This is a genomic window from Citrobacter sp. S46_ASV_140, assembly GCF_018919545.1.
GTDB lineage: Bacteria > Pseudomonadota > Gammaproteobacteria > Enterobacterales > Enterobacteriaceae > Citrobacter > Citrobacter braakii.
Genome location: NZ_JAHLRC010000016.1, coordinates 37,431 through 62,592, shown reverse-complemented (window position 1 = coordinate 62,592; position 25,162 = coordinate 37,431). Strand labels below are relative to the sequence as shown.

At 48.3% G+C, this 25,162-nt stretch carries 21 protein-coding genes and 1 tRNA gene; 3 read left to right on the top strand and 19 right to left on the bottom strand.

The annotated features are described in order from the left end of the window. Nucleotides 1-334: 334 nt before the first annotated feature. Complete coding sequence (locus KQJ19_RS07200) at nucleotides 335-871, top strand: GNAT family N-acetyltransferase (RefSeq protein WP_101700195.1); 537 nt, start codon at nucleotides 335-337, stop codon at nucleotides 869-871. Between the two features lie 228 nt (nucleotides 872-1,099). Here KQJ19_RS07200 and vexE read toward each other — a convergent pair whose 3' ends face one another. The 12 genes from vexE to actS all read right to left on the bottom strand — a co-directional run bounded on the left by vexE (nucleotide 1,100) and on the right by actS (nucleotide 16,597). Further along, nucleotides 1,100-3,082 carry a Vi polysaccharide transport protein VexE gene (gene vexE / locus KQJ19_RS07195; protein ID WP_103766704.1) on the bottom strand — a complete coding sequence of 661 codons (1,983 nt, stop codon included), beginning with the start codon at nucleotides 3,080-3,082 and terminating at the stop codon, nucleotides 1,100-1,102. A 19-nt stretch (nucleotides 3,083-3,101) separates the two neighbouring features. Further along, nucleotides 3,102-4,406, bottom strand: coding sequence for a Vi polysaccharide ABC transporter inner membrane protein VexD (vexD, locus tag KQJ19_RS07190; protein WP_216403488.1), 1,305 nt, complete (start codon nucleotides 4,404-4,406; stop codon nucleotides 3,102-3,104). Nucleotides 4,407-4,428: 22 nt separating this feature from the next. Then, nucleotides 4,429-5,124, bottom strand: coding sequence for a Vi polysaccharide ABC transporter ATP-binding protein VexC (vexC, locus tag KQJ19_RS07185; RefSeq protein WP_216403487.1), 696 nt, complete (start codon nucleotides 5,122-5,124; stop codon nucleotides 4,429-4,431). Between the two features lie 25 nt (nucleotides 5,125-5,149). Beyond that, on the bottom strand, nucleotides 5,150-5,944 hold the full coding sequence (gene vexB, locus KQJ19_RS07180) for a Vi polysaccharide ABC transporter inner membrane protein VexB (RefSeq protein ID WP_047499331.1): 795 nt from the start codon (nucleotides 5,942-5,944) through the stop codon (nucleotides 5,150-5,152). A 9-nt stretch (nucleotides 5,945-5,953) separates the two neighbouring features. Then, nucleotides 5,954-7,021 (bottom strand): Vi polysaccharide ABC transporter protein VexA, encoded by a 1,068-nt coding sequence (vexA, locus tag KQJ19_RS07175; RefSeq protein WP_016154313.1) that lies wholly within the window; start codon nucleotides 7,019-7,021, stop codon nucleotides 5,954-5,956. Nucleotides 7,022-7,066: 45 nt separating this feature from the next. Continuing rightward, complete coding sequence (gene tviE / locus KQJ19_RS07170; RefSeq protein ID WP_216403489.1) at nucleotides 7,067-8,803, bottom strand: Vi polysaccharide biosynthesis glycosyltransferase TviE; 1,737 nt, start codon at nucleotides 8,801-8,803, stop codon at nucleotides 7,067-7,069. Further along, nucleotides 8,803-11,298, bottom strand: coding sequence for a Vi polysaccharide biosynthesis protein TviD (gene tviD, locus KQJ19_RS07165; RefSeq protein ID WP_216403486.1), 2,496 nt, complete (start codon nucleotides 11,296-11,298; stop codon nucleotides 8,803-8,805). Before tviD ends, tviE begins: the two co-directional genes overlap by 1 nt. 29 nt (nucleotides 11,299-11,327) lie before the next feature. Next, nucleotides 11,328-12,368 (bottom strand): Vi polysaccharide biosynthesis UDP-N-acetylglucosaminuronic acid C-4 epimerase TviC, encoded by a 1,041-nt coding sequence (gene tviC / locus KQJ19_RS07160; protein ID WP_047499325.1) that lies wholly within the window; start codon nucleotides 12,366-12,368, stop codon nucleotides 11,328-11,330. A 2-nt stretch (nucleotides 12,369-12,370) separates the two neighbouring features. Next, nucleotides 12,371-13,648, bottom strand: coding sequence for a Vi polysaccharide biosynthesis UDP-N-acetylglucosamine C-6 dehydrogenase TviB (gene tviB / locus KQJ19_RS07155; RefSeq protein WP_016157409.1), 1,278 nt, complete (start codon nucleotides 13,646-13,648; stop codon nucleotides 12,371-12,373). A gap of 257 nt (nucleotides 13,649-13,905) precedes the next feature. After that, nucleotides 13,906-14,433: a Vi polysaccharide biosynthesis protein TviA gene (locus KQJ19_RS07150; protein ID WP_047499323.1), complete on the bottom strand. Its 528-nt coding sequence runs from the start codon at nucleotides 14,431-14,433 to the stop codon at nucleotides 13,906-13,908. Between the two features lie 1,252 nt (nucleotides 14,434-15,685). Beyond that, nucleotides 15,686-15,759, bottom strand: a tRNA-Gly gene (locus KQJ19_RS07145). A 79-nt stretch (nucleotides 15,760-15,838) separates the two neighbouring features. Beyond that, on the bottom strand, nucleotides 15,839-16,597 hold the full coding sequence (gene actS / locus KQJ19_RS07140) for an amidase activator ActS (protein WP_216403485.1): 759 nt from the start codon (nucleotides 16,595-16,597) through the stop codon (nucleotides 15,839-15,841). A 166-nt stretch (nucleotides 16,598-16,763) separates the two neighbouring features. On the opposite strand from actS, the gene idi reads away from it, so the two are divergent. Then, nucleotides 16,764-17,312 (top strand): isopentenyl-diphosphate Delta-isomerase, encoded by a 549-nt coding sequence (gene idi, locus KQJ19_RS07135; RefSeq protein WP_049282175.1) that lies wholly within the window; start codon nucleotides 16,764-16,766, stop codon nucleotides 17,310-17,312. A gap of 85 nt (nucleotides 17,313-17,397) precedes the next feature. Here idi and lysS read toward each other — a convergent pair whose 3' ends face one another. The 5 genes from lysS to xerD form a co-directional block, all read right to left on the bottom strand. After that, complete coding sequence (gene lysS, locus KQJ19_RS07130) at nucleotides 17,398-18,915, bottom strand: lysine--tRNA ligase (protein ID WP_005123357.1); 1,518 nt, start codon at nucleotides 18,913-18,915, stop codon at nucleotides 17,398-17,400. 9 nt (nucleotides 18,916-18,924) lie between these two features. Further along, a protein-coding gene (gene prfB / locus KQJ19_RS07125; RefSeq protein ID WP_100250065.1) for a peptide chain release factor 2 occupies nucleotides 18,925-20,023 on the bottom strand; the annotation gives its coding sequence in 2 pieces (ribosomal slippage) (nucleotides 18,925-19,947 and nucleotides 19,949-20,023; 1,098 coding nt in all). Between the two features lie 217 nt (nucleotides 20,024-20,240). Beyond that, nucleotides 20,241-21,974, bottom strand: coding sequence for a single-stranded-DNA-specific exonuclease RecJ (gene recJ, locus KQJ19_RS07120; protein WP_216403484.1), 1,734 nt, complete (start codon nucleotides 21,972-21,974; stop codon nucleotides 20,241-20,243). Nucleotides 21,975-21,979: 5 nt separating this feature from the next. Continuing rightward, complete coding sequence (gene dsbC / locus KQJ19_RS07115) at nucleotides 21,980-22,693, bottom strand: bifunctional protein-disulfide isomerase/oxidoreductase DsbC (protein ID WP_047357820.1); 714 nt, start codon at nucleotides 22,691-22,693, stop codon at nucleotides 21,980-21,982. A 23-nt stretch (nucleotides 22,694-22,716) separates the two neighbouring features. Beyond that, nucleotides 22,717-23,613: a site-specific tyrosine recombinase XerD gene (gene xerD / locus KQJ19_RS07110; RefSeq protein ID WP_016154346.1), complete on the bottom strand. Its 897-nt coding sequence runs from the start codon at nucleotides 23,611-23,613 to the stop codon at nucleotides 22,717-22,719. Nucleotides 23,614-23,726: 113 nt separating this feature from the next. On the opposite strand from xerD, the gene fldB reads away from it, so the two are divergent. Next, nucleotides 23,727-24,248 (top strand): flavodoxin FldB, encoded by a 522-nt coding sequence (fldB, locus tag KQJ19_RS07105; protein ID WP_016154347.1) that lies wholly within the window; start codon nucleotides 23,727-23,729, stop codon nucleotides 24,246-24,248. A 100-nt stretch (nucleotides 24,249-24,348) separates the two neighbouring features. Here the strand turns inward: fldB and KQJ19_RS07100 are convergent, their stop codons facing one another. Next, entirely contained in the window at nucleotides 24,349-24,756 is a 408-nt protein-coding gene (locus KQJ19_RS07100) for a protein YgfX (protein WP_016154348.1), read from the bottom strand. Continuing rightward, nucleotides 24,737-25,003: an FAD assembly factor SdhE gene (sdhE, locus tag KQJ19_RS07095; protein ID WP_016154349.1), complete on the bottom strand. Its 267-nt coding sequence runs from the start codon at nucleotides 25,001-25,003 to the stop codon at nucleotides 24,737-24,739. The genes KQJ19_RS07100 and sdhE overlap by 20 nt, the downstream gene beginning before the upstream one ends. Nucleotides 25,004-25,162 lie beyond the last annotated feature (159 nt).

Sequence of the window (25,162 nt, the reverse complement as noted above, 5' to 3'; positions counted from 1 at the left end):
TACGTGCGCGAAGAATTGTGCATTGCTCAACTCGCTAAAGTATTTACCACTCTTGCGTATTATTGACAGTATCAACCACACTCACTTTACCCTTACAATTTGAAAGCTTATTTGCATTGAAAATAATTTATATACCCTAAATAATTCGAGTTACATGAAGGCGGCAAGTGAGTAAATCCCTAGGAGCATCGCGAACTATGTGACTGAGGCGAGCTAACGTAGCCAACGCACATGCAGCTTAAAGAATGACGGGTATAGACGCATAATTTTTTGCACTTACCTTCCCTCCAGCCTTTGAGGTAATTTGGACAAAGATGCCAATGGGAGCTGGTCAATGAAAATCGTTAACGCTGAAAAAAAACACATCCCCGCCATACGCGATATCTACGCCCATCATGTTATTCACGGTACCGGCAGCTTTGAAACTGACCCGCCGGATACCCGCGAGATGCAGGGGCGTCTGGAAAAAATCCGCAGTCTGGGACTGCCGTGGGTTGTCGCATTGCAAGAAGATAAGGTCATCGGGTATTGCTATCTCACCCGCTACCGCGAGCGTTATGCCTATCGCTATACCCTCGAAGATTCGATTTATATTGACCCGACGGCACAGCGTCAGGGGGTGGGAAAAGCGTTGCTACGCCATGTAATTGAGTGGGCTGAAACGCAGGGTTATCGGCAGTTGATCGCTATCGTCGGCGACAGCAATAATCAGGGATCGCTGAAAGTCCATCAGCAGGCCGGATTTACGAAAATAGGTACGCTGACGAACATTGGATTCAAGCATGGGCTCTGGCTTGATACGGTATTAATGCAACGCAGCCTGGGCACAGGTAACAGTACGCTACCAGCGGATTTCGATGCCGCTATTTAACATCGCTAAGGGATGACTTCAGGATACTGTCTTCTGGTAACCCTCAGACAAACAGAACCACAATCAGGTATAACGTAGTTATTAAATAATTCTCCATTTTTCAGCTCGTTAGAACGCAAAAAGCACCCGAACGTTAATGAACGGATGCTTTCTAAATCGAATAACTCAGTTTTACTTAGCGGGCGGCCCCGCCTGGTGCGCCAAAGGTATCGCGGGGCAAACGTCTTTTCAGCCCGAAGATGATTCATCCCTGCGCGTGATATTTCGCCAAATCCCCCCCGACAGTCTCAGATTTTCCGGCCCGCTATTCAGGATTTGGGTTACACATTTCAGGTAATTGTCTTTCCAGCGCTCAATAAAAGAAGACTGGCTTTCGAACCTCTGCGGATCGACCATTTTCTCCAAAACAAAATGGATGCGCCCGTCTCGCCACACCGGAACACCAAATACGGTGGGTAAGTGCATTTTCCAGGCAAGTCGAGAGCAAAAGGTGGAGTAGGTAATCTGCTGGCCGAAAAAGTCGATAGTCGGCGCGCTCAAATTCAGCGCGCCGTCGATCGCCACAACAAGCGACTGCCCACTATGTAAGGTCTGTATGCAGGCCCTGACCACGTCCGCTTCGCTTTTGTCACTAACCGAAATCAACCGCTCACCGTAGCCCCCTTTGAGCACGCCAGGCGTGGAAGCCACCCATTTGCTGTTCATTTCCAGCAAGGAGAGGATCATCGGCCCGGCATACATTGCGCCCATATGAGCCGATACAACAATGCAACCACGCTTATCGAGCTGCAGCCGTTGGAAAAACTGCTCGACATGCGATATATCGGCCAACCGATACATCGGTTCGTCGGCCTGCTCTCCACGGCATTCAAGCCAGTCGAGGAGATAATTATCGGCAAGATACCCCCACTTCGCCCGGCGTTCCCATTCATCGCGCTCGATACCGGACTGTCTGCCGGCAACTTCCCATGCCCAGTCAAGGCGCTCAGGCGGTAGATTAACGGCAGATATTTGCCCATCAAGCGCCAGCAGCCCCTCTTCGAATGACTGAGGCAGATGGCTTGCTCTGGCCTGAATATAGTGCTCAAAGACGCTTTCCGCTTCGCTTGTTTTCCCCGCCTGTAACAACGCCGCCGCGGCATAACGGTTCCATTTACTGGTCACCCCTTTTTCCCTTGCCAGTTGTACAAACTCATCGCTGGCAGCAGCGTATTGCCCAACCTGGCGCAGTGCTCGGGCATACATGGCTCTGACATAAGGAAGATCAGGATGAGTCGCGAGCGACTGCTGCAGTAACGGAATGGCTTTCTCATTCTGACCCGTTCTGATTAAGGCATCGGCATACAGGGTCACGATCCGTAAATTATCAGGGTTAAATTGCAGGGCATGACGCCAATGCTCAGCGGCCTGAAGCTTCGCTTCCCGGCTGCGGCCAGATTGATAGTGGGCAAGCCCCAGGCTACGACGCAGCGCTGCACCATCCAACCCACGGGCTAATGCGGACTCCCCAGTCTGAATGGCTTCCTGATATTTACCGACAGCGCACAGCGTATCAACCGCCAGCCCCGCCGACTCCTGCTTTTCTAACGCGAAGAAAGGGAGCAATGCGCGGGCCAGGTCATGATCTTCTGGTAGGCGGCTTTTATTTAAGAAACGGAGGCAGGTCTCAATCATATCTCCCCGCGGGGGAACTTCCTGCGCCTGTGTTCTGGCCAACGAGATTGCCTGTAACTCTTTATCCACCAGCGTCAGGCTGCGCAGATGGAGGGCAAAAATTTTGCTATTGCCCGAAAAAGCGAGCCATGCCCGCTCGGCTAAGTCAGCAACAGTCGCATATTGTTTACTCTTAAGCAGCACGCTTGCGACCAGCAGGACATCCTCCGGCTGGCACACATTCACCGCCAGCAGTTTGTTAACCACCTGTAGTACAGCGTCCCGATGATGTGATGCCAGCGGCGAAATAACCCAGCGTCGCAATAAATCACGGCTATTCTTTGCTGTCAGCACACGGTCGGACAACAAAGTCAGCGCGGCATCTGTTTCATCTTTACGCAAACACGCGATAGCGAAGAGAATAATGTTTTGCTCATTTCCAGCACTATCTCGCACTTTTTCGGGATGCTGCCCGAAATAGTGACATAGCCCCTCCCAATCCTCTTGTTTGAGCAGGGTGGTTGGCGATTTTTTTTTACATGTAGAGTGCAAGCTCATCGTATTTCCTTACTCCGCCTTATTCACGCATCCGCCTGATAGTTATCAGGAGAGAAGTCACCAGGTACGCGATGCCCAGCAACACGAAGAACAGTAACCACTTTGTTCCATCGGCATAGCGAGTGGTGTCAGACACCACCATCGGTTGAGAAATGATCAGCAAATACCGTCTCTCACGTAACGCTTGAAGCTTCCCTTGCTGTAAGGTCTGTAAGGCAGATTCCCAGCGTGTTTTGGCGATCTCACTCTGCAGGCGAAGATCTTCAAACAGGGACAGGCTTTCTGAAGAGCCTTGCGACCCTAACTTATTTGACAGGCGGTTACGTTGTTCGCCGATCTGCTTTTCCAGGACCTTGATTTTGGCCGACAGGCGAGGAATAAGGGGGTTCTGATCCAAACCATTAGCCATTAATTGCGCGTATTCCGCTTTCGCCTCCGCCAACTGCGTTTCAAAGCCAGCAATTAATTGATAAATCGCGGTCACGGTTTCCTGCGGTTCAATATCTTTTTGTATATGCTGTATTTTTAGCAATTCAAGCCGAGCTGCCCCCAGATTTTCCTGGGCCGATTTAACATCGTTTTCCAGCCATAAAATTCGTTCCTGCTGCATCCGCGCTGAAACGGTATTAACGTGCTGTTCAGCAAAAGCCAGAATGCGCTGGGCAAAAAACTCAGCCTGTTTCGCACTCCGCGCCTTGACGTTTAAACGCAGCATGCCCTGTTGAATATCGACAGCAACCGAGACTTTCGATAAATAGTAACGATAAGGATCATCATTAATACCCAGCGGTGCATGGTAGCGGGAAAATAATGCGATATCGTCTTGCGCGAAATAAGATAAAAAACCGAGATCTTTTTCCATCCGCTCCATCATTTCTTTCGAAAGTATAAACTCGCGAACCTGAAAGCCCTCCGACATCTCATTGCCTGCACCAAAGAAAGCTGTTCCAGAAAAATTATCCTGGCTGGCATCAGTTTGCACAATAAAGGTGGCATCCGCGCTATAAAAACGCGAAGTTAATAGCCACGACATAAGCATAATAACCAGCAGCGGCAAAGCAATATAAAGAAAGAGCCGACGTAGCGATTGTTTGGCTTGCTGAACACGTCGCTCTTTAATAACCAATGACGCTCTACGGACGGAATCAGCATCCGTCGCGGACCAACCGGCGTTTGGGCGATGTTGACTTTTCGCATCGGCCGTTTTTTCTGTCTGGCGAAGGGCGCGTTCATCCTCTTTTTGTTTCAGTCGCAAGGCTCGGCTTTCTTCTGCTACCTTCGCCCTTTCCTCTTTCCATTTTTTAATACGTTCTGAATTTTCCACTCTCTATCCGTATATTTTCTATTTATATATCAAAGGAATAATTATCAGTTTGAAGCATCGCCTGATTTGACTGATATTGTTCAAAAAGCGCAGATGCCTGTGCTAAATCTTCACACATCGTAATTTTCCCATGCAGCAGTACGCCAAACGCATGACAGTGTTCTTTAATAAGCCGAGAGTTGCGCGTTAGCACAATCAACCCTTTCTGTTGCAGCTCATAAGCTAGCGCCGCCTGCATACGCAACTGTGAGGTATTATCCCCGGTGTACAGCTTGTCATCGGCAATATAAAGGCGACAGGGAAGCAGTAAATTAATGGCAAATGCCAGATGCGCTTTCATCGTGACAGAATATTCACTCACCCTGTCGGTATAGCGCTGTTCAAGCTGGGTCAATTGATAGCAGAAATGTGAAAACTCATCGCCATCCAGGCCATAAAGACTGGCCATCATGCGCGCATTCTCTTCGCCGGTTAACCCCGGCAGAACAAAAGCATTTGCCCCCAGTGGGAGCGCATCACCCCGTAGCCCAATAAAATCCCCTTCATCAGGAGCATCTATACCGCACAGCAATCGGGTTAGCGTCGTTTTGCCTGAACCAGGGGCCGCCAGAATACCGATATGCTCATGGTAATCCATGACAAAATCTGTTTTATCAAGGACCACCCGCGGGCCCTTATCAGACTCAAAATAGCGTGTACAACCTAATAAACCGAACACGAACGCGTCTCTCCTGAAGCCAAAGTCAGTGATTTTCAGTGTCACAAATCAGGTGAAAAATGATGCCCGCGAGGAATAACGTTGCGGAAAATGCCAGAGGGTAAAGAGGTTCAAGGTACAAGGAGTTATATCCCTCAAACATTCCTTCTCTGACTATCTCATTAGCATGAAGTAGAGGGTTCCAGCTGAATATGCTCAATAATGAATAGGGCAATTCATTCGCCGTATAAAAGACAGCTGAAATCAAAAACATCGGTCTTAGCACCACAGGAACGGCTTTGTAGACCAGCGGAAACCGTTCAGACAGTGCGTCACAAAAGTAACCAAACGATAACCCCAGAAGCCATGCGATAACCATCCCTTCAAAAATCAGGATCGGTTTCTGGGCTTCCCAGCGGGAGAAGATAAGAAAGTTAATTAATGAAACAATAATATAAATGATAACCGCATTAACAAATTCGACTGCGGCAAGAGCAAAAATCACATGTCTTTTCTTAACCTGCGAGACAACCGCCAACGATGTGGAGAATGAACGGGTGCGCATGGTTGCTGTAATGGTATAACGAAATAACAGATACGGTAATATACCTGCAATAACAAAGCTGATATCGTCAGTGAATATTGGCACGGTGCGATTTAAATATTGAAAAGAAATAACGGTAATGGTTATCCATACCAGTGGTACGGCCAGCACCATCATATAGTTTAGCAAATTACCGTTATAGCGTGTTTTGATATCGCGTGACATTAACAAAATGATTAACTCACAGACGGTAATGAGTTTCATAAAATAATAAGTATTATTTTTCAAAATATTCATATGGCGACGTTAGAAAGAATTAGAGCCGCGGATCAAAAAGCTATCGAATGCGGCTTTCACCTTAGCGAAATCAGTCAAAGAGGCGTTCGAGATATAGATAACATCGCCGTCTTCCACCCGCATGGCCTGTGCTAAAAACACCGAGTCAGGTTGGCTCATATCGACATGATAGATATTCAGCTTACGCATCTGCTGTTTCGCCTGTTCCGCTTCGTCATGCTTGTACAGAAAAACCGCCTGCGGATCGGCAAGATTGTCGTTTAATCCTTTCGCCAGCGCCAAAGCATCCACTACGCTGGAATGACGCTGAACCAGAGCATGTTTCCCCTGAACACCCGCCGCGCCGAGCACATTAACATACTCGGTCACTTGACGCAGAGTGATACGGTCATCCGGCTGTAAGACAATATCCAACCCGGGATACTGATAAATATCTGACAGTCGCGCATTGAAATAATGCTGCTGGCGCGTCACGTGAACTTCCATCATGTCTGCGCTGGTATTTTCTACTGCCGCCGCCGTTGCCAAAAAATGACTAAGACGATTCATACTCTGTTCGAGAGGGTAGCGACCCGTTTTCCCGCTGCCCTCGACCGTCACCATGGCTCCAGTGCGGGCGGTAAGCGTCACCAGCACCTGAGGATTCAGGACAACGCGCGAAAGTCGCTTTCTGATCTCTTCAGCCAGTTGTGTCACATCCAGCCCGGTAACCGGGATTATCCCGGCATAAGGCACCTGAACGATATTACCGTCAGTCACAAGAATATTTTCAAAATCCGCCCGGTCGCCGCTTGCGTTATTGGATAAGTACCCCGCCCCGCCCGAGGATAAAATAGTGATATGCAGCACATCGCCTTTAGCCAAAGATGTCCAGTGCCAGTTATTTTCGGCAAAGACCGGATCGACAATAGTTTTCGGCACAGTATCGGCATCACTCAGTTTTAATGTCGGTGTGACTTCAACCAGATGATAATGAGGATCGTCCTGATTAATCAGGCTGGATTTAAATACCGCCCTGGGAATAGTGCATCCCGAAAGCAGAAAAAACGTCGTTAACAATATAATAATTTTTTTCATAACTTATTTTATAAATGAAATAGCTGAAAAAATGCTGCCCATTAATTAACGAGGCTGAGAGGCAATGGTTTGTACAAACGTTCCCACCATATGTTCAACGGTGAAGCGTTCTTGTAAAAATGACTGCGTCTGTTGGCAAATACCGGTTCTGCTGCGCCATAAATTGACCAACTGTTCTGCATAGCGGCAAGCCTGGTCAAGATTGACCGTCTGCGCATCATCAAGAATGAAACCCGAAACACCCTCAATAAAGCATTCTGCCGATCCACCTGCAGGGGTTGAAATCACCGGCACCCCGACCATTTGTGCTTCAATGAGCACATTGGGTAGCCCTTCATAACGCGAAAACAAAATGAATACGTCCATTTTTTGCAGCCAATACCCCACGTCACGCGAGACGCCAACGAATAGTATTCTCTCCAGAATCCCCAACTGTTCGGCGCGTTTCTGCGCTTCAGCGCGCAAATCACCATCGCCTACCAGCACAAAGCGTGTGGCGGGGTGGTGCTGTAAATAGCGTGCTGCAAAATCAATCCATGCAAAAGGGTTCTTATCGCCTACAAAGCGGAAAACGCCACCAATAGTCGTGTCCGCATCCTGGGTTTTTTGCGTAAACTGCTGCCAGATTTTATGTGGCACCTCAGAAGAAGGTTCGGTAGATGGCGGTAAGACGCCGTTATATACAACCTGGAAGTGCTTCGCCTCCAACTTTAGCCAGTCGGCATAATGGCGGGTCACACAATGGTTGTTACTCATAAAATCAACGCCAGGCACGACCGCCAGCGCCTGGTAAAGAGGCTCATATTCCGGCTTGAACAGACGCTTTCTCACCACCGGTGGTAAGCCACGTAATCCCAGTTGAATTCTGGGCACGCCAGCAATCAGCGCTGCAAGCGCAATCATCAGACAAGCGCCATCCTGCCAAACGGAGAGATAATCCAGCTTGCGCTCGCATAAGTGGGGGACCAGATGCTTGATACCGTAGTTACACACCGGCGGCAGATGAGAGAGCAATAAGCGCAACTCCGGAGATTCTATTGTCGCATCGTCAAAGAAGTTTCCGGTAATCTTCGCGATTTCAAGCACCTCGACCTGTTCTTCCAGCACTTCTTTCAGGAAAAAGTCTTGCCTGAGTTCCGGTGCCAGGGAGCGAATAATGAGCTCTACCGGCTCTTCTACTTTCAGGCCGCCAATTTTCCCCTGTTGCCGATATTTTCTGGCGATCTCAATAGCCAGCCTGGAAATCTGACGCTCTGCACCGCCGCTACCTAGCGAGCCTGTACAGAGCGCAAGGCGACCAAAAGATCCGACGGGAAGCTGCCGCGGCTGACGATTTCGATAGAACAAGATGGCATGCTTCATTGCAATAATACGGGTGTTGGTCCCCACAGGGATCGCTTCCCCTTCAAGGCGTTCAAGCAAATCGCAGATCTTATTTATTTTGCCTAAATAATTGTTATATTTTTTCTGCACACCGGTGCTAACCTTTTTAAGAATTAGCTGCGCATCTTTGGCTAGCCCCGTATTATATAAACGCCGCGCATACTCATAACGTGCTTCATCATTGTTTTGTGCAATCAGCGTTTCGTAGAGCGCGTATGCACGCGCCGTTTCATTGAAATCATGAAGAAATTCTGCTTTTTTTAGCATCGCTAATGAAGTTAAAGCCTCAGCCGGTAATTCACTGTCAATTAACGCAATAGCTTGCGCAAGCTTCCTCTCTTGTTTCAATGTTAAAAGCGTTTTCCCTAGCGCAGCTAACTTTTCTTCCTCCGTAATCATTACGACTTCCCTGATGTATTTTTTTGTAATGCGGTTATGCAGGTCGAGATCTGCCTTGTCACCGGATCCGTTGGCCCATTCACTTTCTCCAGTCGCTGCCAATACTGCAAAGCCTGGGTGTAGTCGCGTAAATGCATTGCATTTAATGCGGCATATTTCAAGGCATAGGCATTTTCGCTATCAAAAACGAGTAATTTTTTCGCGTAATCCAGATGTTCATAAGATGCGATAGCGCTGCCGCCATCCTTCAGTGACTCATTAAATAATCTGATAATTTGCTTATATTCACGCATCAGGCGAGAAACATCAGGATCAATTCGTTTCAGGCTAATCAATACAGACAATGCTTCATCCAGACGCCCTTCAGTTTTCTTCTGGCGTACATATTTAAGGGCTCTGGTTGCAACATTGCGACACTCTTTCTCAAACAGCTCGTTCATCGAGGCATTCTGGAATGATGGAGAAATGCTCATGACGTTAGCAATCAAATCAATGAGGAACGGAATGTCGTTAATATGACGTATGCTGCGTAACATAATCGACTGCAAGCTGGTAATGTTCGAGTTACGAATCAAGGTCATGTGGGCCAACGTGCACGCATCCTTCCAGGCACCAAGATTCACCAGCGTTCTTGCACAATATACGGTGCTAACAGGATCGAACTCCAGAAGTGGCCACACAATTTTCGCCCCTACCAGGATATTTTCATAATCCTCACGCTCATACATTTCTCTTAATTTCTCGCGCCATGCCGTTTTAACTTCATTATTAAAGCGAGAAATACGTGCATGGGGATAAACCATAAATGCAGAGAAGGTGTACACCAGCGAAGTACTCAGTGAGACAAAATCATCAACCGAATGTAGCGACAGCGCGGTATTGTTCCATGCCACAAAAACGTCGTGGAGTTTATCTTTATACGAGGTGCTAAGCGCCTGATGATAGCTCATATTCTTGATGCAGAAAGCTGCGTGGATGACGAGACCGGTATCATGAATCGTCGACAATACCGTCAGCGCAAATTCTGACTCATGGCGGAGTAACTGCTCAAGCGCATGCTTGAAAATCAATTCATCACTGAATTTGATTGCCAAAGATAACGCTGTTTCCATAAACGCATCATTTAGGCGCTGCGATTGAATGCCGGCATGGAAAGCTTCGGAGAATGCGTTGCCATCATTGAAATATTGCGTGCTGCTCAGGAAATTAACCCATCCGCTTTGGGTTTCAGGATTCAATAACAGTACACTTTTCCAGTATTGATATGACTTATCAAACAGCTGTAAAGCATCGGCTGAGCCGGCGGCAACGGTAAGGACTTCTTCATCTTCAATTTCATTGGAAAGCATCATCTCGGCCGTCGATAAGGCTTCCCGCCAACGCGCTAATCCATGCAGAGACCTCAGCCGACAACGTAATGTACTGTCCGTCGTACCGATAATTTTCTCAACATCACTAATATCCTGATAAGCCTGTTCATAATAACCTAAACGGCTGAAGATTACGGACCGAAGTTGGATCAGAACGGGCTCTTGCTGCTGATTTCTTAATGCGGCAAAAAGTTGCTGTGATGCAGCAATAATGTCGCCATCGGCAAGCAGCTTAGTGATCGATAATGTAATCTCACGTATTTGGTCTTGTTTCTCTTGCCGCCTCTCATCAAGATGATGCTTAGTATTGTTGATCACTCCCTTAAAAATAGCCGCAACGATCGCATCACCAAACATGTCGGTATAATGAGTAAGATCGTCGCCATTTTTTTCCAGGGCTCGTTTCTGCCCCCACTTTTCCATCAAATTTGTCGGGTTAACGCAGGGAATATCCATCCTGGCGGCGATGGTCTCGACATTTTTAATCAACCGACTGCGGGACTGAATGACGGTTCCAGCACGAGTCACAGCATCAACATGGGTCATAAACATAACGCGATCGCGACCAAGAAGCTGAATGATTTCCATCATATCCTGTTCGATAGCATGCTCATCCATCTGCTCAACATTAATATTACTTAATAAGGCACGATCGTCTTCCGACATTCCGGCAAAACAGGGATCGTCTTTGAGATAGGCCAGGAGTTTGTGTTGATTCCCTTGCGTGGCCAGCGACCAGTACACACGCGCCCGCTCTGTTTGGCTAAAAAACTCATAAAAATGACGAGTTATATAATTTTGTTGTAAGCACAACCCATAGGCCATAATCTTCTTCTGACTTGAAATCTCAACAATATAGAAATCAGAACGACTATGAACGTCGGTTTTTGAATAATTTACAGCAGTTCTAAAAATAAAAGGCCGGACCTTTTCAGGAATATCTATCAATCCCAAAATAAAACGGACCTGCTGTAATGCCTCGCTGCTCGTATGCGTAAACCCATATATTTTCTTAAAATTAGCCTTAAAATTAAAATAAGGCTGAGCTCTTTTTACCGGACTCGCGATACGGCAACTACCAATGGCGGTAAGCGTAAACATCTCTGACGATTTCATTAAATTCATCCACGTGAAAAGAAAGTGAGTAGTTATACTCAGGAATACAAAGCAGTCTGTTTATCGATATACCATTTTAGAGTCTGCTTAAGTCCTTCTTTGATATCAAACTCAGGCTCATATGAAAGAAATGTTTTTATTCTGGTAATATCTGCCTGACTATGCTTAACGTCACCGTCACGAAAATCTTTATAAATTGGTTCAGCACTAATTTGTTCGTCCCGCCATAAATTCAACCCATCGCGGATGAGATAATAAAGCTCATTTAGCGAAGTTCTGTCTCCAACAGCCACATTATAGACTTTATTTTTTGAGGCTAAATCATTAGTCGTTGCTGATAATAAATTTGCCTGAATCACATTTTCTATATAGCAAAAATCGCGGCTTGTTGAACCATCGCCATTGATATAAATTGGTTCATCTTTAAGAAGCGATAGTATCCAGCGAGGAATGACTGCAGAGTATGCTCCGTTAGGGTTTTGGCGGCGGCCAAATACATTAAAGTAGCGCAGGCCAATAGCGTTAAAATCATAGCTGCGAGCAAACACCTCGGCGTACAATTCATTGACGTATTTTGTAACCGCATACGGGCTTAATGGCCGGCCGATCCGTTCCTCAATTTTAGGTAAATCGGGATGGTCACCATAAGTACTACTGCTTGCGGCATAGGTGAAACCAGATACATGTGCATCTCTCGCCGCCGTCAACATATTTAAAAAACCATCAATGTTAGCGCTATTTGTCGTGATAGGATCCTGCAAGGAACGAGGTACGCTTCCCAGAGCGGCCTGATGTAAAACGTAATCGACATTCTCACAAACAGCCTGACAATCGGCAAACGACCGGATATCCCCATGAACAAAGGTAAACCGCGACCATTGTTCTTCACTGACAGCGGCACGCACATCCTCTAAATTATGTTGATAGCCAGTTGAAAAGTTATCCAACCCAATTACTGTTTGATTTAAATAGAGTAGTTCTTCTAATAATCCAGAGCCGATAAAACCTGCTACGCCAGTAATAAGCCAACGTTTTGGTTCAAGAACGAGTTGTATTTTTAATTCATCATAGGCTGTCATGATTATAACCTCACATCTGACTGCTCAGGCGAAAGGATATATTTCAAATCATAAAGCACATGTTTATCTTTTCCAAAGCCACGAATATCAGTACTCCCCATCTTCTTAAACTGCTCATGGCCAACGGCAACAATAATGGCATCATAAGAAGCCGCCTTGATTTCCGATACAGGTATAATCCCGTATTCCTCTTCGACTTCCTCAGCATCCACCCAAGGGTCAAAAATATCAACATTACAGCTGTAATTGCCCAACTCTTTTACAACATCGATAATGCGGGTATTCCTGATATCCGGGCAGTTTTCTTTAAAGGTGAACCCCAGAATCAGAACGTTAGAACCCTCAACATTAATCCCTTTTTTGATCATGGCTTTGATCAACTGTCCCGAAACATAGTTACCCATATTATCGTTCAGTCGACGACCCGCGAGGATAATTTCCGGATAGTAACCGATGCCCTGAGATTTATGAGTCAGATAATAGGGATCGACGCCAATGCAGTGACCACCAACCAGTCCCGGACGGAATGGCAGGAAGTTCCATTTACTTCCCGCTGCTCGCAGTACGGCTTCAGTGTCAATCTCTAATCGGTTAAAGATAATCGCCAATTCATTTACCAGCGCGATATTGAGATCGCGTTGGGTATTTTCAATCACCTTTGCCGCTTCCGCGATCTTAATGCTTTCCGTTTTGTACGTTCCTGCCGTGATGATCTGTCGATAGATCTCATCAACCAGACAGGCCGTTTCTGCAGTTGAACCAGAGGTGATTTTCTTGATAGTTGTCAGACGATATTTTTTATCGCCGGGATTGATGCGCTCTGGGCTATATCCGACAAAGAAGTCTTTGTTAAATGTCATCGCTGACATACGCTCAAGGATCGGCACGCATTCTTCTTCAGTACACCCTGGATATACCGTAGATTCATACACCACGATATCCCCCGGCCTCAGTACTTTGCCAACAGTTTCACTTGCCATAATCAAAGGGGTGAGATCTGGTTGCTTATAATCGTTGATCGGCGTCGGGACGGTAATGATGTAAAAATTGCATTCTCTGATTTCATCAATTGATGAGGTAAACGTCAGATGGCGAGCATCACGTAGCTCTTCTTCTGTGGTTTCGAGATTGACATCGATCCCTTCTTTTAGCTCGAGTATACGTTTATGATTAACATCAAAACCAACCACCTGACGAATTTTCCCAAATTCAGCAGCCAATGGTAAGCCAACATACCCGAGTCCAATAATGGCAATTTTTACATCATCTTTGCTGATCATTACTGATAAGTCCCTTATTTAATAATTATTAACTTTAAATAAATCCCAGATGTTTTCTGGAACGCTACCGCCCCTGACGTTCTTAGCCAGCGTATCTATTCTTATCGAAATCACGACAGTTTCTAGTCTAAGCAAGGCTAGAAATTTTATATTTCCTAATTTTAGTTAAATGGAGGTCGTATGCAGTATCCGTTCTAAAACAACAATTAAAGATCGGATCTTTAATTGTAATTCTTAATGAGAAAACGCATAGCATTTTATTCTGGCAATAGAAGATATCGAGGGTCTCGCACGCCGAATTTAAGGGCGATCTCTTTTCTCCAACGATACAATGTTGACGGCGAGTTCATAAATCTATCCTGAAGCTCCTCCATACCGCTTTCGGTTAAGAAGTACTTCATCTTCATGATATCTTTGTTGCTAATCTTAAAGTTACATTCCCTTCGCCCTGCCGTTATCTTGTCACCATTTCGTCGATATAGGCTTATTTTCTTAATCATCTCCGACACAGATGTTGAGGTATCGAAAACAGCAATAACATTTTTGATATTATCCAACCAAAAAAGAGCCAAAGGCATCAACCGTGAGCTGGAAATGATGATTATGATTTTATTGATATTTTTATTCCGTGAGAAAAAAACCAAGGTGCTACGTAAGCTATATTGATTAAGATTCACGAATAAATAATTTCTTTCGTTTGTAATCAGTGACATTTCATCAATAACACTAGCGGCACCACCCCCAAAGTAAATATCATTAGGTGGCCAGAAATGTTGATACTTCATGAAGCCTCCATAACCTCAAAAAACTCTATTTCATCCATGGAAAGGTAAGTGTCTACTTTTAAGCACACCGACCCTCTAAAAAATACCTAACAATCGAGTAATTGATTTTATTAATATTGCTAAATACATGAGATGAACTTTTACACAACAAGGATGTGATATCAACCCCTCGCCATTCATAGCTAAAAGCTATCAATCACTCATTCTTAGATTTGAATTACTAATGGATATCGGCATTTTAATACGATTATTGGTTGTATTATTAGCACTACCTGTGAAACCGCACTTTCATCTTTTATTCAAAATGAGAAAATTCTCAAAACACAAGGAAACATTTTCTTACAAATTACCAGCATACATACTGGGGTTAAAGGTAGCCTGACTGAATTGTCACCCATGTCTCTACCTTTAAATTCTTAGCTATACCGTGTGAGATTTTAATCAGTACAACTGAAGTCTATCTAACTATATTTGCTATATTTTTCAACAACAATGACATAATATACACAAGGCTAACGAGCCCCCCGGCATAGCAAGCATTCAAAATGGTACAAAGTACTAAACTGACTCGTATATTTTTGTGTATCTACATAATTTCGTGACCGGATAATGAGAACAAAACTAGTCACCTTAAGAAATTATCAGCAGTAATTAAACTCCTGAAGATGTTTTTAACAAAATAGATGTCACCATGTTTATCCAGGTAAAATCATACCAAGTCTAAACCATTTAAAACCTGTTACTGCCGATTAGAGAAAATTGACCTACAAAAAAACTACATTACTTATTTATGAAGAATGACCAATCTTATATCGTGTTAAATAAAGATAACTTTGGAATTATAATCTAACAATTAACTACGTGACCTGTATTAACGTTGATATATTTTCAGACAGACAATCAAATATACTTCTTAAAATTTCTTAAATAAATTCAATTGATTGATAGTTGATTTTTTGTACCACGGGGGGAAATGCGATATTTAAGACACCAGTATCGCGAATTGAAAGGATTAACCAGCATATACAAGGCTCTACTATCCGAGAGCGTCAAAGATTTCTCTTTGGCCCCTGTGGATAGTTAGTTTCATATGAGGTATCTCCCGAAAGGGGTATTAAAATCCCGCCTATCGTCTCCCACCATCGGTTTAGCCTGCATAGTCGTGCATTGAGTCTGTCTGGCCGTTAAACAAAGAAACACATTGAGATTACGAAGGATAATTGAATCAGGAGAGTCTGTGAGAAGTAAGTCGTGGAGCGGGCGAAGGGAATCGAACCCTCGTATAGAGCTTGGGAAGCTCTCGTTCTACCATTGAACTACGCCCGCATTGGAGTGCGTAAGGGATTATAAACCTTACGCTCTTCTTGGCAAGGGACTAACTGACTGACTGGCGATTAATTCACCGTCAGCATTTTGGCTTACTGCCCTGCGGTGGCAAATAACGCAGCGGATCGATAGCCGTCGCCCGATAGCGGATCTGGAAATGCAGCCGCACCGTGGTCGCATCCGAGCTGCCCATCGTCGCGATCTTCTGCCCGGCTTTCACGTTTTGACCGTTGTTCACCAACATCGTGTCATTATGCGCATACGCAGTGATGTAGTCCTCACTGTGCTTAATCATAATGAGATTACCGTAGCCCCGTAGCTGATTACCGACATAAACCACCTTCCCGGCTCCGGCGGCATAAATCGGCGTACCGCGCGCAGCTGAGATATCAATGCCTTTATTGCCGCCGTCCGCGGTTGAATAAGGCAGAATCACTTTACCGCTGGCAGGCCACTGCCAGCAACGCTGTCCGACCGGTGGCCAGGAGGACTGCGGTACGGACGAAGATGGTCTGACCGCCGCCGTTTTGGTTGAGGATTTCGTCGTTGTTTTGCCAGAGCCTGAACTGGTTTTCGCGCCGCCGCTGACCTTCAGCTTTTGCCCCACTTCAATGGTATAGGGCGGTGAAATATTATTCAGGCGTGCAAGCTCTTTTACGCTGGTCCCGGTGGCGCGCGAAATACGGTATAGCGTATCTCCCCGCTTCACGGTATACACGGAGCCGGAATAACTTCCTGTATCAGACGACCTGCTCCCGGAACAGCCTGCTAACAGCAGACCGACACACAGCAGCATCGCGATACTCAGGCCATTTTTCTTCAGGCGTCCTGCACTCAAAACAATACCTCGCAACATTTTCAGACGCTTTATCATAGCAGCCAGAAACCGGATGCCAAATCATATCGCGCAACGAAGCGTCGACTCTGGCATTTCACACCCTCTGTTAATCATTCTGACTTAATAGAGCATATAATGTGAATGCTTAAGATTGATGGTGGACGCTATGCGACAGGAACATGTCATTTTATTGAATGAGCAGGGCCAGCCCTGTGGAACACTGGAAAAGTATGCGGCGCATACCGCCACAACCCCCCTGCACTCTGCTTTCTCATGCTGGATATTTAACGAGCAGGGTCAACTGCTGGTCACCCGCCGTTCGCTGCACAAAAAAGCCTGGCCAGGCGTCTGGACCAACTCTGTCTGCGGTCACCCGCAGTTGGGTGAAAGCACCGAAGCCGCTATTATCCGCCGGGCTAGCTTCGAGCTGGGTGCAGACATCGACTCGCTCAGCCCCGTGTATGCTGATTTTCGTTATTGCGCCACGGATCCGAGTGGAATAGTGGAAAACGAAGTATGCCCGGTTTATGCCGCACATATCGTCAGTGAGCTACAGCTAAACCCAGATGAAGTGATGGATTCCCAGTGGAGCAATCTTGAGGATGTATTGAGCGGGATTGACGCGACGCCGTGGGCTTTTAGCCCGTGGATGGTAATGCAGGTTTCAGACGTTAAGGCACGAGAGTTACTGCGCAAGTTTGCCAACGGGAATTGATTGCCTGACGGGGCTACGCCCATCAGGCCTACATAACGCATCGTAGGCCTGATAAGGCATCAGCCGCCATCCGGCATTTCACATCTTACTTAACCGGGCGCATTGCCGGGAACAGGATTACGTCGCGGATAGTATGGCTGTTTGTGAACAGCATAACCATACGGTCGATACCAATGCCCAGGCCCGCAGTCGGCGGCAGACCGTGCTCCAGAGCGGTAACATAGTCTTCGTCGTAGAACATCGCTTCGTCGTCACCTGCATCTTTGGCGTTAACCTGATCCTGGAAACGCTGCGCCTGATCTTCTGCATCGTTCAGCTCGCTGAAGCCGTTACCGATTTCACGTCCGCCAATGAAGAATTCGAAGCGATCGGTGATTTCCGGATTTTCATCATTACGACGCGCCAGCGGAGAAACTTCTGCCGGGTACTCGGTAATGAAGGTCGGTTGAATCAGGTGCGCTTCTGCAACTTCTTCAAAGATCTCGGTCACGATACGACCCAGACCCCAGCTCTTCTCAACTTTGATGCCGATAGATTCCGCAATCGCTTTTGCAGAATCGAAGTTATCCAGATCGGCCATGTTGGTTTCCGGACGGTATTTCTGAATCGCTTCGCGCATCGTCAGTTTTTCGAACGGCTTACCAAAGTCAAAGACTTCTTCGCCGTAAGGCACTTCAGTCGTTCCCAGAACGTTCTGCGCCAGCGTACGGAACAGCGATTCGGTCAGTTCGATCAGATCTTTGTAGTCCGCATAAGCCATGTAGAGTTCCATCATGGTGAACTCTGGATTATGGCGAACAGAGATGCCTTCGTTACGGAAGTTACGGTTAATTTCGAATACGCGTTCGAAGCCGCCAACCACCAGGCGCTTGAGGTACAGTTCCGGCGCGATACGCAGGTACATGTCCAGATCCAGCGCGTTATGATGGGTGATAAACGGACGCGCTGCCGCCCCGCCAGGGATCACCTGCATCATCGGGGTTTCTACTTCCATAAAGCCACGACCAACCATGAACTGGCGGATACCAGCCATAATCTGTGAACGCACTTTAAAGGTATTGCGGGATTCATCGTTAGAAATGAGGTCCAGGTAGCGTTGACGATAGCGCGCTTCCTGATCCTGCAGACCGTGGAATTTATCCGGCAATGGGCGCAACGCTTTCGTCAGCAGACGTAGCTCGGTACAGTGGATGGACAGCTCACCGGTCTTGGTCTTGAACAACTTACCTTTCGCGCCGAGGATATCGCCCAGATCCCATTTTTTGAACTGCTCGTTGTAGACGCCTTCCGGCAGATCGTCGCGAGCAACGTACAGCTGAATGCGGCCGCCAACATCCTGCAGCGTAACGAATGATGCTTTACCCATAATACGGCGGGTCATCATACGGCCAGCAACGGAAACCTCAATGTTCAGCGCTTCCAGCTCTTCGTTTTCTTTTGCGTCGAAGTCAGCATGCAGTTGGTCTGAGGTATGATCGCGACGGAAATCGTTCGGGAAGGGGATCCCCTGCTCGCGCAGGCTCGCCAGCTTCTCACGGCGCGTTTTCAGTTCATTGTTAAGGTCGGCTACCGCGTCAGCGCCCTGTACGTGTTGTTCAGACATGTTGGTTCCTCATAACCCTGCTTTCAAACTTGCTTCGATAAATTGATCCAGGCTGCCATCCAGCACCGCCTGCGTGTTGCGGGTTTCAACCCCGGTACGCAGATCTTTAATGCGGGAGTCATCAAGGACATAAGAACGAATCTGGCTACCCCAGCCGATATCTGATTTAGTATCTTCCATCGCCTGTTTCTCGGCATTCTTCTTCTGCATTTCCAGTTCATAAAGCTTCGCTTTCATCTGCTTCATGGCCTGGTCTTTGTTCTTGTGCTGGGAACGGTCGTTCTGACACTGCGTCACAATCCCGGTCGGGATGTGGGTGATACGCACCGCAGATTCGGTACGGTTAACGTGCTGACCGCCCGCACCAGAAGCGCGATAAACGTCAATACGCAGGTCCGCCGGGTTGATATCGATATCAATATCATCGTCAACTTCCGGGTAGACAAACGCTGAACTGAACGACGTATGGCGACGACCGCCGGAGTCGAACGGGCTTTTACGCACCAGGCGGTGTACACCGGTTTCGGTACGCAGCCAACCGTAAGCATATTCGCCAGCAATTCTGATGGTCACGGATTTAATACCCGCCACTTCACCTTCAGATTCTTCAATAATTTCAGTCTTAAAGCCGCGCGCTTCAGCCCAACGCAGGTACATACGCATCAGCATGCTTGCCCAGTCCTGTGCTTCCGTACCGCCTGAGCCAGCCTGAATATCGAGATAGCAATCTGCGCTATCATATTCACCGGAGAACATACGACGGAATTCCAGCTGGGCCAGCTTATCTTCCAGCGTATCAAGTTCTGCTACGGCTTCGTTAAAGGTTTCTTCGTCGTCGGCTTCTACAGCCAGTTCCAGCAGGCCGGAGACATCTTCCAGGCCCTGGCTCATCTGATCAAGCGTATCAACGATGGCCTCAAGGGAGGAACGCTCTTTACCCAGCGCCTGCGCGCGTTCGGGTTCGTTCCATACGTCCGGCTGTTCCAGCTCGGCGTTTACTTCTTCCAGACGCTCTTTCTTGGCATCATAGTCAAAGATACCCCCTAAGAACGTTAGAGCGCTCCGTGAGGTCCTGAATGCGGTTATTTACCGGATTAATTTCAAACATTGTCTGATTTCTTTTATTGGACTAGTCAAAATGCGGTTATAAGAGCGGGATTGTAACTAATCCACACCCTTTTTTATAGCGAATATACACATCATCCTTCAAGCTGCCTCTTTGTTGGCTGCGCGATTTCGCCCCAGTCACGTACTGCTCGTACGCTTATGGAGACTCATCCACTTGCCGCCTCGATGCAGCTTGAATGATTTTGTGTAAAGTGACGCTAAAGTGGCCAGATATTATCGATTATAATCTGCAGGCTGCGGTTGCCGCGAAACTCATTAATATCCAGTTTGTAGGCAAGCTGAACTTCGCGAACACCGTTATCCGGCCAGCAGGTGGTATCAACGTTAAACGCAATACCGTCCAGCAACGGTCCACCACCGACGGGCTCCACCATCACCTTCAGATGACGCTCACCGACCAGACGCTGCTGGAGCAGACGGAAATGCCCGTCAAACAGTGGTTCCGGGAACATTTGTCCCCACGGTCCGGCATCACGCAGCATTTGCGCGACCTCCATGGTCATCTCCGCCGCGCTCAGAGCACCGTCAGACACCACTTCGCCCTGCAGTAAGGCGGGGTCCAGCCACTCGGTTACCAGTTCGCCGAAACGCTGCTGGAAACGCTCAAACTGCGCCTCTTCCAGCGACAAACCCGCCGCCATAGCGTGACCGCCAAACTTGAGGATCATACCTGGATGAAGAGTGTCCAGGCGCTCCAGCGCATCGCGCATGTGTAGCCCCTGAATCGAGCGCCCGGAGCCTTTCAGCGTACCGTCACCGGCCGGAGCAAACGCAATTACCGGACGGTGAAAGCGCTCTTTAATACGCGATGCCAGAATCCCCACCACCCCCTGATGCCACTCGGGATGGTACATCGCCAGACCGCCCGGTAGCGTATCGCTACTGCGCTCCAGCTTTTCACACAGAGTCAGCGCTTCCGCCTGCATACCCTGCTCGATCTCTTTGCGCGTCTGGTTGAGTGCGTCCAGCTCATTGGCCAGCATGCGTGCTTCACCAATGTTGTCGCACAGCAACAGCGCCACGCCAACGGACATATCGTCCAGACGCCCCGCTGCATTCAGCCGTGGCCCGAGGGCAAAACCTAAATCACTGGCAGCCAATTTGAGTGGGTCGCGATTGGAAATCTCCAGCAGCGCTTTTATACCAGGGCGGCACTTTCCGGCACGAATACGGCTTAAGCCTTGCCACGTCAGAATGCGGTTATTGGCATCCAGCGGGACCACGTCAGCCACCGTGCCAAGCGCAACCAGATCGAGCAAATCCGCCAGGTTCGGCGGCGCAATTCCTCGTTCATCAAACCAGCCTTTGTCACGCAGGAAGGTGCGCAGCGCCAGCATCAGATAGAAGGCCACGCCAACGCCAGCCAGCGATTTAGACGGGAATTCACAATCGTGCAGGTTAGGATTGATGATCGCTTCAGCGCCCGGCAGCGTGTCCCCTGGCAGATGGTGATCGGTCACAACGACCGGGATCCCCAGCGTTCTGGCATGTTCAACACCCGCGTGGGACGAGATGCCGTTGTCGACGGTGACAATCAGCTGAGCGCCCCGGGCATGGGCCTGATCAACGACTTCCGGGCTTAAGCCATAACCGTCTTCAAAACGATTAGGCACCAGGTAGTCCACGTTACTGCAGCCCAACGCGCGCATCGCCAGAATGCTGAGCGCGGTGCTGGTCGCGCCATCGGCGTCAAAATCGCCGACCACGATGATTCGGGTTCCTTCGCGAAAAGCGTTATAGAGGATTTCAACCGCTTTTTCGACACCGTTCAAATGCTGCCACGGCAGCATGCCTTTCACACTACGCTCAAGCTCCTGCGCGCTGCGCACGCCACGGCTGGCGTATAAACGGCGCAGCAATGGCGGCAAGTCGGCAGGTAGCTCGGCGGTCTCGTCGGCTTCACGCCGACGAAGTTGTATCTGTTGTTTCACGCGAATTATTTACCGCTGGTTTGTTTTGCATGTGCGTCGAGGAATTCTTTCATCTCTTTCGGGCCCTGATAGCCAGGCACTACATAGCCATTGCTCAGCACAATCGCCGGCGTACCGCTGACGCCAAACTGTACGCCCAGCGCGTAGTGGTTAGCGATGTCCACATTACAGGTCGCTGGCTTCACATCTTTGCCAGCCATGGCGTCGTCAAAGGCTTTGTTTTTGTCCTTCGCACACCAGATAGATTTCATGTCCTGCTCGGCCTGGCTTTCCAGTCCCTGACGAGGGAAGGCCAGATAGCGTACGGTGATCCCTAACGCATTGTAGTCTTTCATCTCTTCATGCAGCTTGTGGCAGTAGCCACAGGTGATGTCGGTGAAAACGGTAATGACGTGTTTTTCCTGCGGCGCTTTGTAGACGATCATCTCGTTTTCCAGCGCGTTCAAATGCTTCATCAGCAGTTGGTTGGTAACGTTTACCGGGCTTGCACCGCTCACGTCATACATCGGTCCCTGAATAATATGTTTACCGTCTTCGGTAACGTACAACACGCCGCTATTGGTCAGTACAGTTTTCATGCCCGCAACCGGAGCAGACTGAATCTCGGTACTCTTAACACCCAGCTTCGCTAATGACTGGCGAATCGCCGCATCGTCTGCATGTACCATGCCGGAAAACGCCGTCGCCAGCAGGGTGAACATCATAAAACGTTTTTTCATAACCTATCCTTTCCTGTCAGCACTCACGCTCGCGGGTGATGCTGTTGATGTAGTTGCCGCAAGCGCTCCGTTGCGACATGAGTATAAATCTGCGTTGTCGAGAGGTCGCTATGCCCCAGTAGCATCTGCACCACGCGCAGATCAGCGCCATGGTTGAGCAGATGCGTGGCAAACGCATGCCGCAGGACGTGCGGGGACAGCTTTTCGCTGTCGATTCCAGCCAACACAGCATAGTGTTTGATACGATGCCAAAAGGTTTGGCGAGTCATCTGTTGCGCCCGCTGGCTGGGAAACAGCACATCTATTGATACACCGTTGAGCAACCACGGACGCCCATGCTCCAGGTACGTTTCCAGCCAGTACACCGCCTCCTCACCTAACGGGACAAGGCGCTCTTTATTACCTTTACCGATCACCCGAACCACGCCCTGACGCAGGCTGACGTCACTCATCGTCAGCCCCACCAGTTCAGACACGCGCAGGCCTGTGGCATACAATACTTCCAGCATGGCTTTGTCGCGAAGTTCCAGCGGTTGTTCTATCAGCGGCGCCTGCAGAAGTCGTTCGACCTGTGCTTCGCTGAGATCTTTGGGCAGACGCTGCGGAAGTTTAGGTGATGCAAGCGAGGCGCTGGGGTCATCTTCGCGATATTTTTCACGGTACAGATGCTGAAAAAAACGCCGCATTGCACTGAGCAAGCGTGCGGAACTGGTGGCTTTATATCCCCCATCCATCCGCTCAGCCAGCAATGCTTGCAGGTCATCACTCTGCGCGGTCGCAAGCGAGGCGCCGCGGTGATGTAGCCATTCGACAAGCATGGTCAGATCGCGACGATACGCACTTAGCGTGTTTTCCGCCAGATTTCGTTCCAGCCACAGGGCATCAAGAAACTGCTCGATGCGCGCCAGATCCTGTTCCACTCGCGCCCCTTATTTCACTCTCATTTTTGATGCATTATGCCTCATTGTGCCGAGAATGCGGCGATTCTGTTACACTACCCGCAACGCTACAGCAGAATTGAGATGTTTACGTCATGAACATGGGTCTTTTTTACGGTTCCAGCACCTGCTATACCGAAATGGCAGCAGAAAAAATCCGCGATATCCTGGGTCCCGAACTGGTGACACTGCACAACCTCAAAGATGATTCCCCGACCTTAATGGAGCAGTATGACGTGCTCATTTTAGGCATCCCAACCTGGGATTTCGGTGAAATCCAAGAGGACTGGGAAGCGGTCTGGGAGCAACTGGACGACCTCAACCTGGAAGGCAAAATTGTTGCGCTTTACGGTATGGGCGATCAGTTGGGATACGGTGAATGGTTCCTGGATGCGCTGGGTATGCTGCACGATAAACTGGTCACCAAAGGCGTAAAATTTGTTGGTTACTGGCCAACCGAAGGGTATGAATTTACCAGCGATAAGCCCGTCATTGCCGATGGACAGCTGTTTGTTGGCCTGGCACTGGATGAAACAAACCAGTACGATCTCAGCGATGAACGCATTCAGGCCTGGTGCGAGCAAATCCTTGGTGAAATGGCCGAACACTGGTCCTGATAACCATTTTGCCGGATGTAGGCGTAAACGCCATATCCGGCCTACATGCCGCACCGAACCGTAGACCTTAACGCTGCACGCCATCAGGCATTCATCAGCATTATCCCTGCTTCGCCTGTTGCAGTATTAACCGCCGCAAATCCCGCCACTCCGCGTCATCCATACTGTCTGCCGCCAGCCACAAATGCTGACGTTTTCCGGCATCGGAACGTAAACGCAGCATCATGCCTGTTTTGACCATCCAGGGTGCGCTAGCAATAGTCCACTCTTGCCCTTGCCAGCGTAGACGACCGTCCATCAACAGCCGAATCTCGCCCTGACAGGCATTGATTCGGCGCTGGCTACGGACGCTATCGAACACCACCAGAGAGAGCAGAACCAGCCATAATGGGGTGTAGCTCAATGGCCAGGGCATCAATAAAATAAATACCGCCACCAGCCCATGAATGAGCAGCGAAAGCCATTGCGCGCGCCATGAAACGCGTAAATCAGATTGCCACTGGACCACGTTCCCGATTCCGTGTCTGGATAAGTCGCACCATCTGCTCTAGCTGAGCATCAGCCGGTTTCCCATGATTCATCAACCAGTTAAATAAGTCTGGATCATCACATTCTAGCAGACGGATAAAGATACGTTTTTCTTCATCACTTAAGCTGTCATATTCATGTTCGAAAAACGGCATGATCGAGATGTCCAGCTCACGCATACCGCGACGGCATGCCCAATGAATACGTGCTTTGTTGTTAATATCCATGTTCTTCTTCCTGTCTCGCGAAAACGAAGTATCCCGCTATTGTAACGTGTTTTTCCCTCATATTTACGGGAATATCAGTAAACGGAAGCGTGCTCGCTAAATAAAACCACATTAAGTCAAAGGATTCAGCATTTTTGGATGTCTCCTCGCAAAGCTTAA